Annotated in this window: 16 protein-coding genes; 5 read left to right on the top strand and 11 right to left on the bottom strand. The window is 65.3% G+C overall.

The annotated features are described in order from the left end of the window. Window positions 1-62: 62 nt before the first annotated feature. The 3 genes from sucD to mdh are packed head-to-tail and all read right to left on the bottom strand — an operon-like array spanning window position 63 to window position 3,144. Complete coding sequence (sucD, locus tag RRU_RS06340) at window positions 63-941, bottom strand: succinate--CoA ligase subunit alpha (protein ID WP_011388967.1); 879 nt, start codon at window positions 939-941, stop codon at window positions 63-65. Next, window positions 941-2,140 carry an ADP-forming succinate--CoA ligase subunit beta gene (gene sucC / locus RRU_RS06335; protein ID WP_011388966.1) on the bottom strand — a complete coding sequence of 400 codons (1,200 nt, stop codon included), beginning with the start codon at window positions 2,138-2,140 and terminating at the stop codon, window positions 941-943. The genes sucD and sucC overlap by 1 nt, the downstream gene beginning before the upstream one ends. A gap of 47 nt (window positions 2,141-2,187) precedes the next feature. After that, on the bottom strand, window positions 2,188-3,144 hold the full coding sequence (mdh, locus tag RRU_RS06330) for a malate dehydrogenase (RefSeq protein WP_011388965.1): 957 nt from the start codon (window positions 3,142-3,144) through the stop codon (window positions 2,188-2,190). A 282-nt stretch (window positions 3,145-3,426) separates the two neighbouring features. Between mdh and chrA the strand changes: the two genes are divergently transcribed. Then, window positions 3,427-4,677, top strand: a complete 1,251-nt coding sequence (gene chrA, locus RRU_RS06325) for a chromate efflux transporter (RefSeq protein WP_011388964.1) — start codon at window positions 3,427-3,429, stop codon at window positions 4,675-4,677. A 10-nt stretch (window positions 4,678-4,687) separates the two neighbouring features. On the opposite strand, the gene zapE is transcribed toward chrA, so the two are convergent. Further along, window positions 4,688-5,836: a cell division protein ZapE gene (gene zapE / locus RRU_RS06320; RefSeq protein WP_011388963.1), complete on the bottom strand. Its 1,149-nt coding sequence runs from the start codon at window positions 5,834-5,836 to the stop codon at window positions 4,688-4,690. A gap of 1 nt (window position 5,837) precedes the next feature. Further along, window positions 5,838-6,767 carry an exopolyphosphatase gene (locus RRU_RS19990; protein WP_011388962.1) on the bottom strand — a complete coding sequence of 310 codons (930 nt, stop codon included), beginning with the start codon at window positions 6,765-6,767 and terminating at the stop codon, window positions 5,838-5,840. A 195-nt stretch (window positions 6,768-6,962) separates the two neighbouring features. On the opposite strand from RRU_RS19990, the gene RRU_RS06310 reads away from it, so the two are divergent. Then, a complete protein-coding gene (locus tag RRU_RS06310) occupies window positions 6,963-7,586 on the top strand; it encodes a hypothetical protein (protein ID WP_014626124.1) in 624 nt (207 codons plus the stop codon). 123 nt (window positions 7,587-7,709) lie between these two features. Here RRU_RS06310 and RRU_RS06305 read toward each other — a convergent pair whose 3' ends face one another. The 6 genes from RRU_RS06305 to RRU_RS06280 form a co-directional block, all read right to left on the bottom strand. Continuing rightward, window positions 7,710-8,492 carry a succinate dehydrogenase iron-sulfur subunit gene (locus tag RRU_RS06305; protein ID WP_011388960.1) on the bottom strand — a complete coding sequence of 261 codons (783 nt, stop codon included), beginning with the start codon at window positions 8,490-8,492 and terminating at the stop codon, window positions 7,710-7,712. 28 nt (window positions 8,493-8,520) lie between these two features. Continuing rightward, window positions 8,521-10,305 carry a succinate dehydrogenase flavoprotein subunit gene (gene sdhA / locus RRU_RS06300; RefSeq protein WP_011388959.1) on the bottom strand — a complete coding sequence of 595 codons (1,785 nt, stop codon included), beginning with the start codon at window positions 10,303-10,305 and terminating at the stop codon, window positions 8,521-8,523. 5 nt (window positions 10,306-10,310) lie between these two features. Then, window positions 10,311-10,697 (bottom strand): succinate dehydrogenase, hydrophobic membrane anchor protein, encoded by a 387-nt coding sequence (gene sdhD / locus RRU_RS06295; RefSeq protein ID WP_011388958.1) that lies wholly within the window; start codon window positions 10,695-10,697, stop codon window positions 10,311-10,313. 13 nt (window positions 10,698-10,710) lie between these two features. After that, entirely contained in the window at window positions 10,711-11,109 is a 399-nt protein-coding gene (sdhC, locus tag RRU_RS06290) for a succinate dehydrogenase, cytochrome b556 subunit (protein WP_011388957.1), read from the bottom strand. Between the two features lie 199 nt (window positions 11,110-11,308). After that, on the bottom strand, window positions 11,309-12,370 hold the full coding sequence (locus RRU_RS06285; RefSeq protein ID WP_011388956.1) for a MaoC family dehydratase: 1,062 nt from the start codon (window positions 12,368-12,370) through the stop codon (window positions 11,309-11,311). Next, a complete protein-coding gene (locus tag RRU_RS06280; protein WP_011388955.1) occupies window positions 12,370-13,281 on the bottom strand; it encodes an HpcH/HpaI aldolase/citrate lyase family protein in 912 nt (303 codons plus the stop codon). Before RRU_RS06280 ends, RRU_RS06285 begins: the two co-directional genes overlap by 1 nt. A 244-nt stretch (window positions 13,282-13,525) precedes the next feature. Between RRU_RS06280 and pdxY the strand changes: the two genes are divergently transcribed. The 3 genes from pdxY to RRU_RS06265 all read left to right on the top strand — a co-directional run bounded on the left by pdxY (window position 13,526) and on the right by RRU_RS06265 (window position 17,370). Beyond that, window positions 13,526-14,401, top strand: a complete 876-nt coding sequence (gene pdxY / locus RRU_RS06275; RefSeq protein WP_011388954.1) for a pyridoxal kinase — start codon at window positions 13,526-13,528, stop codon at window positions 14,399-14,401. Window positions 14,402-14,537: 136 nt separating this feature from the next. Further along, entirely contained in the window at window positions 14,538-15,131 is a 594-nt protein-coding gene (locus RRU_RS06270; RefSeq protein WP_237703841.1) for a LysE family translocator, read from the top strand. A 172-nt stretch (window positions 15,132-15,303) separates the two neighbouring features. Continuing rightward, window positions 15,304-17,370, top strand: coding sequence for a methyl-accepting chemotaxis protein (locus tag RRU_RS06265; RefSeq protein ID WP_011388952.1), 2,067 nt, complete (start codon window positions 15,304-15,306; stop codon window positions 17,368-17,370). Window positions 17,371-17,432 lie beyond the last annotated feature (62 nt).

The following is a 17,432-nucleotide window of genomic DNA, read 5'->3' as shown; positions in this document are numbered from 1 at the left end:
GCCCCGCCCCCAAACAGGAACCCCCCCGGGAAAGGTTTTCCTGGGGGGGCTCGCATTACGCGTCAGGCGGACTTCATCGCCTCGACCATGGTGCTTCCCAGCGCCGACGGGCTGTCGGCGACCAGGATTCCAGCCGATCGCATGGCGTCCATTTTATCCCCGGCGGTTCCCTTGCCGCCCGAGATGATGGCGCCGGCGTGGCCCATGCGCTTGCCCGGCGGGGCGGTGACCCCGGCGATGAAGCCGCACATCGGCTTTTTGATCTTGGAGTGCTTGAGGAACTCGGCGGCTTCCTCTTCGGCCGACCCGCCGATCTCGCCGATCATGATGATGCCCTGGGTCTCGGGATCGGCCAGGAACATCTCCAGGCAGTCGATGAAGTTGGTGCCGTTGACCGGATCGCCCCCAATGCCGATGCAGGTCGACTGACCAAGACCGGCCGCCGTGGTCTGGGCCACCGCCTCATAGGTCAGCGTCCCCGAGCGCGACACCACGCCGATCTTGCCCCGGGTATGGATATGACCGGGCATGATGCCGATCTTGCATTCGCCCGGGGTGATGACGCCGGGGCAGTTCGGGCCGATCAGCCGGGTCTTCGAACCGCGCAGCGCCCGCTTGACCTTGACCATGTCAAGCACCGGAATGCCCTCGGTGATGCAGACGGCCAGTTCGATCTCGGCGTTGATCGCCTCGAGGATGGCGTCGGCGGCGAAGGGCGGCGGCACATAGATGACCGTGGCGTTGCAGCCGGTGGCCTCGCGCGCCTGGATCACCGTGTCGAAAACCGGCAGATCAAGGTGGGTCGAGCCGCCCTTGCCCGGAGTCACGCCGCCGACCATCTTGGTGCCATAGGCGATGGCCTGCTCGGAGTGGAAAGTCCCCTGGGAGCCGGTGAAGCCCTGGCAGATGACCTTGGTGTCGTTGCTGACGAGAACAGACATCAGGAAGCCTCCTTCACCGCCTTGACCACCTTTTCGGCGGCGTCGGCCAAATTATCCGCCGAAATGATCGGCAGGCCGGACTCGACCATGATCTTCTTGCCGAGTTCGACGTTCGTGCCTTCCAGGCGCACCACCAGCGGCACGTTCAGCGACACTTCGCGGGCGGCGGCGATCACCCCCTCGGCGATGACGTCGCAGCGCATGATGCCGCCGAAGATATTGACCAGGATACCGTCGACATTGGGGTCGGACAGGATGATCTTGAAGGCGGCGGTGACGCGTTCGCGGGTGGCGCCCCCTCCGACGTCAAGGAAATTGGCCGGCGCGCCGCCCTTGAGCTTGATGATGTCCATGGTCGCCATGGCCAGACCGGCGCCGTTGACCATGCAGCCGATCGAGCCATCGAGCTTGATGTAATTGAGGTCGTGCTTCGACGCCTCCAGCTCCATCGGATCCTCTTCGTCCTCATCGCGGTATTCGACGATATCGGGATGACGATAGAGGGCGTTGGAATCGAAGTTCATCTTGCAATCGAGCGGGATCACCTGACCGTCGCCGGTGACCACCAGCGGGTTGATCTCCAGCATCGAGCAATCGGTTTCGGTGAAGCACTTGTAAAGCGCGCTCAGCAGCTTGGTGAAGGCGCCGACCTGCTTGCCTTCCAGACCCAGCGAGAACGCCACGTTGCGGCAGTGGAAGCCGGAAATCCCGGTGGCCTGATCGATGGCCTGGAAGAAGATCTTCTCCGGGGAATGGTTGGCGACCTCCTCGATGTCCATGCCGCCCTCGGTCGAGGCCATCACGGTCACGGCCGAGGTCGCCCGATCGACGAGCAGCGACAGATAAAGCTCGCGCTTGATGTCGCAGCCGTCTTCGATATAGACGCGCTTGACTTCCTTGCCCTCGGCCCCCGACTGGTGGGTGACCAGGGTGGCGCCCAGCATCTGCTTGGCGTTGGAAAACACCTCGTCCGTCGACTTGACGACGCGCACGCCGCCTTTGTCGCCGGCCGAGGGTTCCTTGAAGTGACCTTTGCCGCGGCCACCGGCGTGGATCTGCGATTTCACCACGTAGACCGGACCAGCCAGGTCCAGAGCGACCTTTTCCGCCTCCTCGGCGGTATAGGCCACGCCTCCCTTGAGCACGGGAACCCCGTACTTGGCCAAGACCTGCTTGGCCTGATACTCATGAATGTTCATAGAGCTTCGCCTCTCCTGGTCCGCCGGCTTTCGCGGCTTATTGCGGCTTATTTCGGCATCAGTTCCTTCGACGCGGCGATCAGCCCGCGCACGCTGTCGACGGATTTGGCGAACGCCGCCTTTTCGTCGGCGTTCAGTTCGATCTCGATCACCTTCTCGATGCCGCCGGCGCCGATGATGGTGGGGACGCCGACATAGATGCCGTCCAGACCATACTGGCCCTCAACCCAGGCGGCGCAGGGCAGAACGCGCTTCTGGTCCTTGAGATAGGCTTCGGCCATCTGCACGGCGGCGGCGGCCGGGGCATAGAAGGCCGATCCGGTCTTGAGCAGGCCGACGATCTCGGCGCCACCGTCGCGGGTGCGCTGGATGATCTGGTCGAGCTTCTCCTGGGTGGTCCAGCCCATCTTCACCAGATCGGGCAGCGGAATACCGGCGACGGTCGAATAGCGCGGCAGCGGAACCATGGTGTCGCCGTGGCCGCCGAGCACGAAGGCGTTGACGTCCTTGACCGAGACATTGAATTCCTCGGACAGGAAATAGCGGAAGCGGGCGCTGTCGAGCACGCCGGCCATGCCGACCACCTTGTTGTGGGGCAGCCCCGAAACCTCGCGCAACACCCAGACCATGGCGTCGAGCGGGTTGGTGATGCAGATGACGAAGGCGTTGGGGCAATTGGCGCGGATGCCCTGGCCGACGGCCGACATCACCTTGGCGTTGATGCCGATCAGGTCGTCGCGGCTCATGCCCGGCTTGCGCGGCACGCCGGCGGTGACGATCACCACATCGGCGTCCTTGATCGCGGCGTAATCGTTGGACCCCGAGTAGCTGGCGTCGACCCCTTCGATCGGGGTGGATTCGGCGATATCCAGAGCCTTGCCCTGAGGAGTCCCCTCGGCGATGTCGAAGAGCACCACATCGCCCAATTCCTTGAGACCGATGAGATGGGCAAGCGTGCCACCGATATTGCCGGCGCCGACAAGGGCGATCTTCTTGCGTGCCATGGAAACCCTCTCGATTTAAACAAGTGGAATTTGCAAAAAAAATTGCAAATAGGGATGCGCCGCACGGCCGCTCCCGAAGGGGCCAGCGGCGGCCCTGTCCTAGCGTGAATCCGCCTTCCAGGCAAGGGTTCTGCCCGCTTGCCGTGCAGTGTCGGCAAAGGGCGCCTCATATTTCGATCGACACGCCATGGTCGCGGTTTTGGGGTAACGCAAGGATCCCCGGGGCGAGGGCTCACAAAAGCGTCTCTTGCCCGCAAAGGCGCGGGCAGGCAGGCTTTGGCGATGACACCGCCCCCCGATGCCCCCGCCGCCGCCGCCTCCCCGCCCCGCTGGCGCCGGGCGCTTGGCGTTTTTGGCGCCTTCCTGACGCTGGGGCTGACGGCCTTCGGCGGACCGATCGCCCATGTCGGATATTTTCACCGGGCTTTCGTCGTGCGCCGGGGCTGGCTTGACGAGGCGGCCTTCGCCGAACGGTTGGCGCTGTGTCAATTGTTGCCCGGACCGACCTCCAGCCAATTGGGGGTCGCCATCGGCCTGCGGCGGGCGGGAGCGGCCGGGGGGCTGGCCGCTTTCCTTGGCTTCACCCTGCCCTCGGCCTTGCTGATGGCGGCCCTGGCCCTGACGCTGGCCCGGCTCGACGGCCCGCTGGCCGGCGGGCTGATCGCCGGCCTCACCCTTGCCGCCGTCGCCGTGGTCGCCGATGCCGTCCTCGGCATGGCCCGCCAGCTTTGCCCCGACCGCCGGCGGGCCAGCCTCGCCCTGCTCACCCTGGCCTGCGTGCTTGCCTGGCCAAACGACGGTCCCCTGGCGCCCTGGGGTCAGATGATGCCGCTGGCCGTGGCGGCGGCCCTGGGCGCGGCCCAAGGCTGGCGGCACCGCGACCGCCAAGCGACGCCCGGCGCCCGGGTTCGCGGCTTTCCCGGCTGGCGCTGGGGGATCGGCTTTCTGGGTCTGGCCGGCCTGGGGTTCTTCGGCCTTCCCCTTCTGGCCGCCCTTGCGCCCACACCGCTGACCACCCTCGCCGCCGCGCTGTTTCAAACCGGCGCCCTGGTTTTCGGCGGCGGTCATGTGGTGCTGCCTTTGCTTCAGGGCACCCTGGTGGAGGGTGCCCTGATCGATGGCGCGATCTTGACCACCGGCTACGGTCTGGCCCAGGCCATGCCCGGGCCGCTGTTCACCATCGCGGCTTACCTGGGGGCGGCGATCGCCCCGCCGGGGGCGGCGGTGGGCTACGCCGGCGTCGCCATCCTGGCGATTTTCCTGCCCGGCTTCTTGCTGCTGGCCGCCTGCTTGCCCTTCTGGGCGGCCCTGCGCCGCAACCCGCTTCTGACCGGGGCGATCGAGGCGGTCAACGCCGCCGTCGTCGGCCTGCTCGCCGCCGCCCTGTGGGATCTGTTGATCGCCACCGCGGTCCGCGGCGGCACCGCCGCCGCCCTGGCCGTTCTGACCTTCCTGGCGCTGCGCTTTTGGCGAGCGCCGCCCTGGCTGGCCGTGCTGATCCCGGCCCTGGCCGGGGCGGCGGGAATGCTATAGGCGAGCAAGCCTATACGTGGGCCTGGGCCAGATAGGCCTCGCTTTGCATCTCCATCAGCCGCGACACGGTGCGCTGGAACTCGAAGGCGCCGGGACCATCGTCATAAAGCCGCTGGGGCGGCGCCTCGGCCGAACAGATCAAGGCCGTCTTGTGATCATAAAGGGCGTCGATCAGCACGACGAAGCGCCGGACTTCGTCGGCGTTGCGCGGACCAAGACGGGGGATATCCGAGATCAGCACCGTGTCGAAGCGCTCGGCGATCGCCAGATAATCGTGACTGCCCAAAGGCTTGGCGCAAAGATCGCCAAACGAGAAACAGCCGACCTGACGGGTCGCCGCCCGCACCGGAACCGCCCGGCCATGGACCGTGACCACCTCGGGGGCCGGGGTTTCCTCTCCGGCCAAGCGGGTCAGGCAACGCCCCAGCCAGTCATCGGCCGCCGCGCCCGTGGGGGTGAAATAGACGGTCATGCCCTTCATGCGATCAAGGCGGTAATCGCGCGGCCCGGCCAGTTCGACCAGACCAAGGCGCTGCTTGATCAAGGCGATGAAGGGCAGGAACTTCTCGCGCTGAAGGCCGTGCTTGTAAAGATCATCGGGCGCCCGGTTCGAGGTGGTGACCACCACCACCCCCAGATCATTGATCTCTTTGAACAGCCGGCCGACGATCATCGCATCGCCGATGTCTTGGATATCCATTTCATCCAGGCACAGCACAGCCCTGCCCTGGGTCAACGCCCGGGCTAAGCGCGGGATCGGATCGCCGCCCTCGCTAGCGCGCCCTTGCGCCTGTGAACGCCAGCCATGCAAGGTGGCATGGGCCTCGCGCATGAAGCCGTGGAAATGCAGGCGCCGCCCACGGCCTTCGGGCAGGCAGCCATGGAACAGATCCATCAGCATCGATTTGCCGCGCCCGACCTCGCCAAAGATATAAAGCCCCTTGGGGCCGGCGGGGGCGACGCGTTCCCGCTCGCGGCCAAAGCCCAGCCGCGCCCCCCAGCCCGCCGAGCGTTCCGCGGGCGGTGGCGGCAGACGATAGGCGAGAACCTCGGCGAACAAGGCGTCCAGGTGTTCCAGGGCCTTTTCCTGGGCGGGGTCGCCAATCAGCCCGCCTTCGGCAAGCCTCTGGCGGTAAACCCCAAAAGGTGTTTGGGACATATCAGCCGTCTTCGGTGATGCGGGCGATGAGGCGGGCCAGAACGTCGGCGGCCTGGGCATTGTCGACTTGGCAGGTTCCCGCCGCGTGATGGCCGCCGCCGCCGTATCCCAGCATCAATTCGCCGATATTGGTGTTCGACGAGCGGTTGAAGATCGATTTGCCAACGGCGAAAACCGTATTGCGCCGCTCGCGCCCCCACAGCACGTGAATCGAGATATTGGTCTCGGGATACAGGGCGTAGATCATGAAGCGGTTTCCCGCCCAGATCGGATCCTCGTCGCGCAGATCAAGAACAACCAGATTGCCATGGACCGTGGAGCAGCGCTTGAGCTGCTCCTTGAAGCGCGGTTCATGCTCGCGGTACAGATCGACCCGTTCGCTGACATCGGGAAGATCCAGGATATCCTCGATGGCGTGATCGCGACAATAATCGATCAACTCCATCATCAACTGATAGTTCGGAATGCGGAACTCGCGAAAGCGGCCCAGACCGGTGCGGGCGTCCATCAGGAAGTTGAGAAGTTCCCAACCGCCCGGATGAAGCACTTCTTCCATGTTGTACTGGGCGCTGTCGCCCTTATCGACGGCGTCCATCATATCATCGGGAATGCGCGGAAACCGCGCCTTGCCGCCGAAGTAATTATAAACCACCCGGGCCGCCGAGGGCGCCAGGGGATCGATGATGTGATTGGCCTTCTTGCCGACGCGGATGGTCTCTGACAAATGGTGGTCAAAGCACAGATGCACGCCTTCGACATAGGGCAGATTGGTGGTGATATCGCGCTCGGTCACCGGGATCTGCCCGTCTTGCATATCCTTGGGGTGGACGAAGGTGATTTCGTCGATGAGTGCGAGTTCCTTGAGCAAGGTCGCACAGACCAATCCGTCGAAATCGCTGCGCGTCACCAGACGAAATGGCTTATCGGCCATGATAAGGATCTCCCGCATGGGCTATGGGAAGGCCCCGGCAGAGGGACCGCCTCCGGTTTATCCCGGCGATGGGGGTGGAAGCAAGGCCGGCCTGAGCAAACATCGGCACGGCCGGACGCCGGGCTTTACGCCTTGGCGTCTCCGGCGGCGGCGGGTACAACAAAGGCCGCAAACCGGCCAAAGGGAGGTCTATCCGTGCCTGCGCCGCTTCGGCCGACCATTCTGGCCCTCAGCCTGACCATGCCGCTGACCCTTGCCGCCTGCGGGGGTGGCGAGCCCTTTCTTGATTTCTATCCGGTGCGCGAGGTCTCGCGCATGCCGATGCTCGGCTCCTTCAACGACGCCGCCGTCTGCTTTAGCGATTCCACCGCCAAAGACCCGCGTATCCAGGCCCTGGCCCAGGCCCATTGCCAGGAACAGGGCAAGGTCGCCCAATTCACCTCGATCGAGCGCATGCGCTGCACGGCGCTTCAGCCCCATGTCGCCCATTTCGCCTGCGTCGCCGCCAGCGCCCAACCGACCGTCGCCCCGGGCGCCGGGCCAAGCGGTGGCCTGCTGACCGCCCCGCCACCGCCTTGGGAAAGCGGCGCCACCGCCCCGCTGCCTCCCGATCCGCTGCCGTCGATGCCCACGGGCGATCCCTGGGCGCCCGGACAACAGCCCGCCGCTCCCCTCGCCTCCCCCCCCGGCCCGGCGGACAGCCCGGCCATCCGCTCCGAAGCCCTGCCGCCGCCCAGCGTCGCCCCCGCCGATCTTGGCGCGGGCGGCGCGAGCGGAGCTTGGCCGGCCGGCGAATTGCCGATCTTGCCGCCGCTCTAGCAAATCCGGCGCGCTCTGAACCAGAGCGCGCTAGATTGGCCGTGGCTTCCCCTTGTCGCCCAAACCAAAAGGGCCGCCCCTTGCGGAACGGCCCCCGGTTTTCATGCGCGCTGCGTCCGCCGATCAGGCGGTGCGTTCGAACATCTTGATCTTGAGATCGGCGATGGCCTTGCCGGGGTTGAGACCCTTGGGGCAAGTCGCCGTGCAATTCATGATGGTATGGCAACGGAACAGACGGAACGGATCGTCGAGCATGTCCAGACGCTCGCCGGTCGCTTCGTCGCGGCTGTCAAACACCCAGCGCGCCGCCTGAAGCAGAATCGCCGGACCAAGATAGCGTTCGCTGTTCCACCAGTAGCTCGGACAGCTGGTCTGGCAGCAGAAGCACAAGATGCATTCCCACAAGCCATCAAGCCTCGCCCGTTCTTCGGGGCTTTGCAGGCGTTCCTTGGCCGGCGGCGGCGGGCTGTCGGTCTTCAGCCAAGGTTCGATGGCGTTGTACTGGGCATAGATATGGGTCAGGTCGGGAACCAGATCCTTGACCACCGGCAGGTGGGGCAGCGGATAGATCTCGACATCGCCTTCGACCTCGGCGATCGGCTTCAGGCAGGCCAGCGAGTTATTGCTGTCGATATTCATCGAACACGAGCCGCAGATGCCCTCGCGGCAGGAGCGCCGGTAGGTCAGGGTCGGGTCGATTTCGTTTTTGATCTTGTTGAGCGCGTCCAGAACCATCGGGCCGCAGTCGTCGAGATCGATCTGGAAGGTATCCAGACGGGGGTTGCCGCCCTCTTCCGGATCCCATCGATAAATCTTGAAGCGCTTTAGGCGCTTCGCCCCATCCGGCGCGGGGAAGGTCTTGCCTTCCTTGACCCGGCTGTTGGGGGGCAGAGCGAATTCAACCATCTGTGATGCCTCCAGCCTGCTTGGCTCGTCAGTACACGCGCGCCTTGGGTTCGATGTAGTCGATCTCGTCGGTCAGGGTGAAGGTGTGAACCGGACGGTAGTCCAGCGTGACCTTGCCCTTGGGGTCGAGCCAGGCGAGGGTGTGCTTCATCCAGGTCTTGTCGTCGCGATCGGGGAAATCCTCATGGGCGTGGGCGCCCCGGCTTTCCTGGCGCGCCGCCGCCCCATGGATGGTGGTCTGAGCGCAGGCCATCAGATTTTCGAGTTCGAGCGCCTCGGCGAGATCCGTATTGAAGATCATCGAGGTGTCGACAAGCTTGATATCGGCGAGGCTGGCGGCGACCTGATCGACGCGGGCGACGCCCTCGGCCAACGACTTGGTGGTGCGGAACACCGCGGCGTCGCGCTGCATGGCCTGCTGCAGGTCGTCGCGGATCTCGGCGGTCAGCTTCGCGCCCTTGGCGCTGCGCAGACGATCAAGACGCGACAGCGCCAGATCGGCGGCATCGGCCTTGAGCGGCTTGTGGGCGATGCCGGGCTTGACCACCTCGGCGGCGCGCAGCGCGGCGGCGCGGCCGAAGACCACGATGTCGAGCAGCGAGTTGGTGCCCAGGCGGTTGGCGCCATGCACCGACACGCAGGCGCATTCGCCAACGGCCATCAGCCCGGGGAAGATCGCCTCGGGATCGGCCTTGGTCGGGTTCAGCACCTCGCCGTGATAATTGGTCGGAATGCCGCCCATGTTGTAGTGGACGGTGGGCAGCACCGGGATCGGATCGCGGGTGGCGTCGACACCCGAGAAGACCTTGGCGGTCTCGGTGATGCCGGGCAGCCGGGAATGCAGAACCTCGGGGCCCAGGTGTTCGAGGTGCAGGTTGATGTGGTCCTTCTTCGGACCGACGCCCCGGCCCTCGCGGATTTCCACCGTCATCGCCCGGCTGACCACGTCGCGGCTGGCCAGATCCTTGGCGGTGGGGGCATAGCGCTCCATGAAGCGCTCGCCTTCCGAATTGGTCAGGTAACCACCCTCGCCGCGCGCGCCCTCGGTGATCAGGCAGCCCGCCCCATAGATGCCGGTGGGGTGGAACTGCACGAATTCCATGTCCTGGAGCGGCAGACCGGCGCGGGCGACCATGCCGTTGCCATCGCCCGTACAGGTATGGGCCGAGGTACACGAGAAATAGGCGCGGCCATAGCCGCCGGTGGCCAGCACCGTGGTATGGGACTTGAAGCGGTGGATGGTGCCGTCTTCCATGCACCAAGCGATCACGCCACGACAGACCCCGTCCTCGATGATCAGATCAAGGGCGAAGTATTCAACGAAGAACTCGGCGTTGAAGCGCAGAGACTGTTGATAGAGGGTCTGCAAAATGGCGTGGCCGGTGCGGTCGGCGGCGGCGCAGGCGCGCTGAACCGGTGCCTCGCCGAAGTTGCGCATATGGCCGCCGAAAGGCCGCTGATAGATGCGGCCGTCTTCGGTGCGCGAGAAGGGCACGCCGTAGTGCTCAAGCTCGTAAACCGCCGGAATCGCCTCGCGGCACATATATTCGATGGCGTCCTGGTCGCCGAGCCAGTCGGCGCCCTTGACGGTATCGTACATATGCCACTTCCAATTGTCCTCGGCCATATTGCCAAGGGCGGCGCCGATGCCGCCCTGGGCGGCCACGGTATGGGAGCGGGTGGGGAAGACCTTGGTGATGCAGGCGGTCTTGAGGCCCTGTTCGACCAGACCGAAGGTGGCGCGCAGGCCGGCGCCACCGGCGCCAACGACCAAAGCATCATATTCGTGGTCGACAATCTCGTAGGATGCCATCGGACTTAGCCCCCGAAAGTCAGCTTGAGGATGGAGACGGCGGCCAGAACGGCACCGAACAAGGCGTAGAGCTTGGTTCCGAAGACCAAAGCGTTCTTGACGGCGTGATTTTGGACGTAATCTTCAATAATCACGATCAGGCCGAGCGCGCCGTGGAAAAAGGCGCAGAACACCGTCAGCAGCATCAAGGTGGCGTTCAACGGCACCGCCATGAAAGCCTGAATCTGGGCGTAGCTCGCCCCCAGATTGCTGATGATGGCGACGAAAACGAACCACAGCGCCAGCGGCACCAAGGCGATGGCCGGAAGGCGCTCGGCCATCCAGTGATTGGCGGCACCCGCCTTGGCGGAACCCAGGCCGCGCGCGCGGCCGAGCGGAGAGCGTAGGGACATTTTTGCTTTCTCCTCAGCCGACAGCCGACAGACCGACCGTCCAGGCCAGTAGCGACAGGACGATCGCCGCGCCGACGGCGGCGGCCCCCGTCTTGCGCAGCGTCGGCATATCAAAGCCGAAGCCGGTGTCCCACAGCATGTGCCGGATCCCGTTACACAGGTGGTAAAATAGAACCACGGTCAGGCCGAACAGCACGAGATAGCCGAACGGACTGCCATAGAATCCCTGGACCGAGGTAAAAGCCTGCTCGCCAGAGCCGGCGGCGACGATCCACAGCAGGAAGAAGAAGGTCCCGCCAACCATCAGGGCCGCGCCAAAGACGCGGAAGGTGATGGACAGCATGGACGTGACTTTGGTGTGCAGTTTGTATACCTGCAAATGCGGCGAGATGGGCCTGGGATGCGTTTTCATGGCGTCAGCCTCTTGCGCTGGTCCGCGACTGGATGAATGCGCCCAAAAATGGGCTTCGCCACCTCCCTAGAATCCCCCCGGGGTGGTTCTTCGGCGAAAACGCCCGTGCTTCGGCGGTGGGTCATGGAATAGCGGTTCGCGGGGGGGGTGTCAACGACGCCACCCCCGCTCCTCGCGCCTTCAAGGCGTAAAGGTGGTCTCATTTCCCTTCCGCCTTGGGCATCACCACCCAATAGTCGAGATCAAGCACGACCTCGGGGCGGATGTGGCCCTGCTCGTCGCGATAGGGAAAATCGGCGCAGGCGCGGTCCTTGGTGGCGATGGTGCGCAGGCGCAGGGCGCCAAACCCCTCGTCGGCGGGCAGATCGGCGCGCTCGAGCACCTCCGACCAAGCGTGGATGGTATCGCCGGCGAAGGTCGGATTGCAGTGGCTGCCGGCATTGATCGCCGCGACGCGGAAGGCGTTGCCCAGGCCGTTGAAACTGAGCGCCCGGGCCAGGCTGATGACATGGCCGCCATAGACCAGCCGACGGCCGAACCGCCCCTTGGCCTGCTCATATTGGTTGAAATGGACCTTGGCGGTATTCTGCCACAGCCGCGTCGCCATCATATGCTCGGCTTCCTCGATGGTCATGCCATCGCCGTGGTCGATGCGCTCGCCGACCGCGTAATCCTCCCAGAAATGGGCCGAACCGGCCAGTTCCGGGTCATAGCCGCGCGGATCAAGGCCCTCGGGCAGGTAAAGATCCTCGGGCGCGACGCGGTCGGGCAGATCGGGGATCTCGGGTTCGGGGGCCGGGTGGGCCGGATCGCGCTTTTGCACCATAACCCAGCGAATGAAATCGACCACCACCTCGTCGTTCTGATTCAGACCGACGGAATTGACATAGACCACCCCGGTCTTGCCGTTGGAGTTCTCCTTGACGCCGATCACCCGGCTGAGGGCGCGCAGGGTATCGCCCGGGTAGACCGGCACCCCCATCCGCCCCCGGGCATAGCCCAGATTGGCCACGGCGTTCAGGCTGATGTCGGGCACGGTCTTGCCAAAGACCACATGGAAGACCAGCAGATCGTCCAAAGGCGCTTCCGGATAGCCGATCGCCATGGCGAAGGAGGCCGAGGACTGCACGGCGAAGCGTGACCCGTAAAGGGCTGTGTAAAGGGCGGCGTCGCCCTCGGTCAGCGTGCGCGGCGTGGCATGGACAAGCTGCTGGCCGGGAGCGAAGTCCTCGAAGAAATTACCCGGATTGGTCTTGCCCATCACGCTTGGCTCCCCATCGCCCGGTCCTGCGCCAGATCCCCGCCAAGGGCGGCGATCTTCTCGTCGAGCGTGACAAGCCGGCGGGCACTTTCCACGTGAAGGTTCTCCACCAACTTGCCATCGACCAGAACCACGCCCTTGCCCTCGCGCACCGCCTCGGCATGGGCCTCGATGATCCGGCGCGACCACGCCACCTCCTCGGCCGAAGGCGCGAAGGCGGCATTGGCGGCGCCGATGGTCTTGGGGTGGATCAGGGTCTTGCCGTCAAAGCCAAGCTCGCGACCCTGGGCGCAGGACAGGGCGAACCCCTCGTCGTCTTGAAGATCAAGATGCACCCCGTCCAAAATCGCCAGCCCATTGGCCCGCGCCGCCAGCAGGCAGAGCCCAAGACCGGTGATTAGCGGCAGGCGCTCGAGGGTATGGGCGCAATGCAGATCCTTGGCGAGATCGGAGGTTCCCATCACCAGCCCGGCCAGCCGCGGCGAGGCGCCGGCGATGGCCGCGACATCAAGCACGCCGCGCGGGGTTTCCATCATGCACCACAGGGCCAGATCGTCCGGGGCGCCGGCCGCCCGCAAAATGGCCTCGGCCTGGCGCACGCCGTCGGCGCTTTCCACCTTGGGCAGCAGCACCCCGTCGCAGCCCGAGGTGGCGCAGGCCACCAGATCGGCATGGCCCCAGGCGGTATTCAGGCCATTGACCCGGATCAGCACCTCGCGCTGGCCATAGCTGCGGGCCTGGGCGGCGGCGCAGACGTGGCCCCGGGCGTCTTCCTTGGCATCGGGGGCGGTGGCGTCCTCGAGATCAAGGATCAGCCCGTCGGCGGCCAGGGTCCTGGCCTTTTCAAGGGCCCGGGTATTCGACCCGGGCATATAAAGCACGCTGCGGCGCGGGCGCACGGAAAACGACATGGTGTAAAACCTCCTTGCCTGTTGGGGCTGCTCATTGGACGGTAGGGGCGACTCTTCCCGGTCTTCGCCCGCTTGGGGACGCACTTAAACAACGCGCCTCTGGCATGCTCCAGCAACGCGCTTTTAACGTAACGAAATTGCGCATCTCTTTGACCAAGCGTATTCATCGTTTCGTCGACTGGCAAGGCTCCCGCACCGCGAAAGCCGCCCTTCTCCTCCCGTCACGAATGAAAATTGCCCTGCCATGCCCGTTCTGTCCATTCAGTCCCATGTTTGCGCCGGCCATGTCGGCAATGCCGCGGCCGTTCCCGCCCTGCAGGCCCTGGGTCGCGAGCCGATCGCCCTCAATACGGTGGCCTTCGCCCATCACCCGGGACGCGGTCGGCCCGCCGGGCGCGTCACCCCGGCCGAAGAGCTGGCGACCCTGCTGGCCGCCTTGCGCCCGCTCGATGAATTCCGCCGCTGTAAGGCCCTGCTCTCGGGATACCTGGGGCGGCCCGATACGGCCGAGGTGGTGGCCGAGGCCATCGATAGCCTGCGCGCCATCACCCCCCGGGCCCTGGTCGTCTGTGATCCGGTGCTCGGCGATACCGACAAGGGGCTTTATGTCGATCCCGCCCTGCCCGGGCGGGTCGGCGCGCTGTTGGTGCCGCGCGCCGACATTTTGATGCCCAACGCCTTTGAACTGGCGATTCTCAGCGGCCGCGCCCCGCCGCTCGCCGATCTCGGCGCCATTCTCGAGGCCGCCCGCGCCTTGGTCGGCCAAGGGCCGCGCGCCGTCATCGTCACCAGCCTGCCTTTCGAGGACGGCGGGATCGGCGATCTGCTGGTCACCGCGACGGCAAGCTGGCTGGCCCGCGGCCCGCTGATCGCCGGAGTGGCCGGGATCAAGGGAACGGGAGACCTGTTGTCGGCGCTGCTTGTTGGCCATCTGCTAAGGGACGCGGGCGATCCGTGGCATCCCCAGGCCCTGCCCCGCGCCCTGGCGCTGGCCGTTGCCGGGGTGCGCCTGGTGCTTGGCGCCACGGCGGGAAGCGGGCGCGGTGAAATGGCCCTGGTGCGCTGCCTGCCCGCCCTCGCCTCGCCGCTGGACCCCGTGCCGATCGCGCCGCTGGCATGAAGAAAGCCGGCCGGTTTTATTTGCCCCCGACCGGGCCGAAGGCTATCAGAAGGCCGCCGGTGGCGCAGAGCGTCCGGAACCGCGAGGAAGGATCGATAAAATCGGCAGCGAGATACTGATCCCTTTGATCAAGGGCATGGCCGTCGGCCTTGCCATCGCCGCCCCGGTCGGACCGGTGGGCATCCTGTGCATCCGCAAGGCCCTGGCCGATGGGCGCTTCGCCGCCTTCGTCGCCGGCATGGGCGCCGCGGTGGCCGATACCTTTTATGGGGCGGTCGCCGGCCTCGGCCTGGGGCTTATCAGTGATTTCCTCACCCAGAACAAGAACGCGCTGTCGGTGGTCGGCGGCCTCTTCCTGCTGGTCCTGGGCGTGCGCACCCTGCGCCGCCCACCGCTGATCCTGCCCGCGGAAAACTCGCGCATCGGCCTGCTCAAGGACTTCTTGTCAACCTTCACCATCACCATGACCAATCCGGCGACGATCCTGGCCTTCATGGCGGTTTTCGCCTCGTTCAGTCTGGCCGGATTCGACCGGGACAGGGTCGACGCCTCGCTGGTGATTCTCGGAGTCTTTCTTGGCTCGTCGCTGTGGTGGGCGACCCTGGCGGCGGCGGCCGGCGCCGTACGCAGCCATTTCACCCCGCTCTGGCTCGATTGGCTCAACAAGATGTCGGGTGGGCTTTTGCTGGTTTTCGGTATCGCGGTACTCGCCCTGCTTGTCTTTGGATAGGTAGCGATAGTCTCAACGTGTTATTACCCTAATCCTATAGTCCTATAGACGTATATTTTATTTTGCTGATCATCGACAAAAGCTAAACTTCCTTATCTCGGACTCTCCCTGCGACGGATCGCGCCGAAGGAAGGGCTCCCCCGCCCGTAGAGCGGATAGATCGGGGAATGTCATGTCGATAAAGCGTTTCATGATGATGTGCTTTTTTTCCATATCGATCATTTTGATCGTCATGGCCTTTCTTCTTTTCCGCACGAGTTGGCAGGAAAGCCACAGGGCCAAAGACGCCGGTGACCTTGTGGAGTTGTTGGGGGCCGCCACCTTGATTTCCGAGACCCTGGCCCCCGAACGCGGCGCCAGCAGCGTTTCCCTTGATGGCGGTCCCGAAGCGCGAAAAACCCTGCTCACCACCCGCGAGCGCCTGAACCAGACTTTCGACCGGGTCGAAAGCACCCTGCGGGCCAGTCCTTCGGACGACGGCCGGCGCGCCCTGCAGACCATCACCAAGGTCCGTGCGGATTTGGCGGAATGGCGCCAGAAGGTCGACGCGACCACCGACGGCGATCCGCAGCGCATCGTCGCCTTTCGCAAGGAGCTCATCGCCGGCATGCTCGGCTTGTTGACCGAGGTTTCAAAGCTCACCTCCGCCCTGGAGCACCAGTTGGGGCTGACGGATGCCGAAGTGACCGTCCCGGCCGCGCTGGCTTTGATCACCGGGCAGCTTCGCGACAACGCCGGCCGTCAATCGACCCTGCATCTCGACGCCGTGGTGGGCAAAAAGCCGTTCACCCCGACGCAATTGGCCCAGATGAGCCTTCTTGATGGCCGCATTCAGCTGCTGTGGGAGCAATTGACCCGCGCCGGCACCGCCGACGACAGCTCGCCGCGTCTGCGCGCCGCCGTTGAAGCGGTCGATGCCCAGTTCGTCAAACCCTTCGCCGCCGCGCGCGCCCGGGTGACCGCCCATGCCGGCGACGGCGCCTATGATCTCGAAGGGGCTGAATGGCGCAAAATGACCGCCCCGATGCTCCAGTCGATCATGCTCGTCCGCGACGCCGCCATCGATGACGCCCGCCAGTTGGTTGACGAGAAGATCGCCAAGGCCTCCTTTGCCTTATGGGAGCTTTCGGGATTGCTCGGCCTCGCCGTCGGCATCGTCGCCGTTATCATCATCGTGACCGGTCGCCGGGTGACGGCGCCCCTTGATCATCTGACCGCGACGATCGTCGATTTCGCCCAAGGGGCGCGTGAGTTCGCCGTGCCCCATACCGACCGCCGCGACGAGATCGGCCGCATGGCCAAAGCCCTCGAGGTGCTGCGCGGCAACGCCCTGGCCGCCGATACCCAGGCCAAACACGCCGAAGACGAGCGCTTGGCCCGCGATCAACGCCGCCAGAAAACCGAAGTCGTCACTTCGGAGTTCGTCGGCTCGATCGATGGCGTCGTCGCCGGCGTCACCCGCGCCGCCGAGCAGCTCCGCGCCGAAACCAAGTCCTTGTTGCAGACCTCCGAACTCTCCTCGCGCCAGTCCGAGGTCGTCGCCACCGCCTCGGAAGACGCCAGCGCCAATGTTCAGACCGTGGCGGCGGCGGCCGAGGAATTGTCCAACAGCATCCAGGAGATCTCGCGCCGCGTCGCCGAAACCGCCGCCACCACCGATGGCGCCGTCCAGCAGGCCGAAAGCACCAACGCCATGGTCCGCAGCCTGACCGAAGCGGTGCGCAAGATCGGCGACGTCGTCAAGCTGATTTCCGATATCGCCAGCCAGACCAATCTGCTGGCGCTCAACGCCACCATCGAGGCGGCGCGGGCGGGAGACGCCGGCAAGGGCTTCGCCGTCGTCGCCGGCGAGGTCAAGACCCTGGCCAACCAGACCGCCAAGGCGACCGAGGACATCCAGTCCCAGGTCGCGGCCATCCAGGTGGAAACCGAGCGCGCCACCACGGCGATCGGCGCCATCACGGCGACCATCGCCGCCGTCAATCAGCACACCATCGGCATCGCCGCCGCCGTCGAGCAGCAAGGCGCCGCCACCACCGAGATCGCCCGCAACGTTCAACAGGCGGCCAACGGCACGGCCGAGGTCTCGTCGTCGATCGGCAAGGTTCTGGAAGCCGCCCATCAGACCGGCGCGGCCGCCACCAAGCTTTCAAAGCTGGCCGATTCCCTGGCGGGGGATTCCACCTTGCTCGATCAGACGGTCGGCGGCTTCGTCACGCAGATCCGCGTGGCGGGGTAAGCGCGAAAAAACGCCCCCTTCCCGATTGAAACGGCGGAAAGGGGGCGTTTTGGGACCCGGTC

The organism is Rhodospirillum rubrum ATCC 11170 (genome assembly GCF_000013085.1).
Taxonomy (GTDB): domain Bacteria; phylum Pseudomonadota; class Alphaproteobacteria; order Rhodospirillales; family Rhodospirillaceae; genus Rhodospirillum; species Rhodospirillum rubrum.
This window is presented reverse-complemented; position numbering and strand designations above follow the sequence as displayed.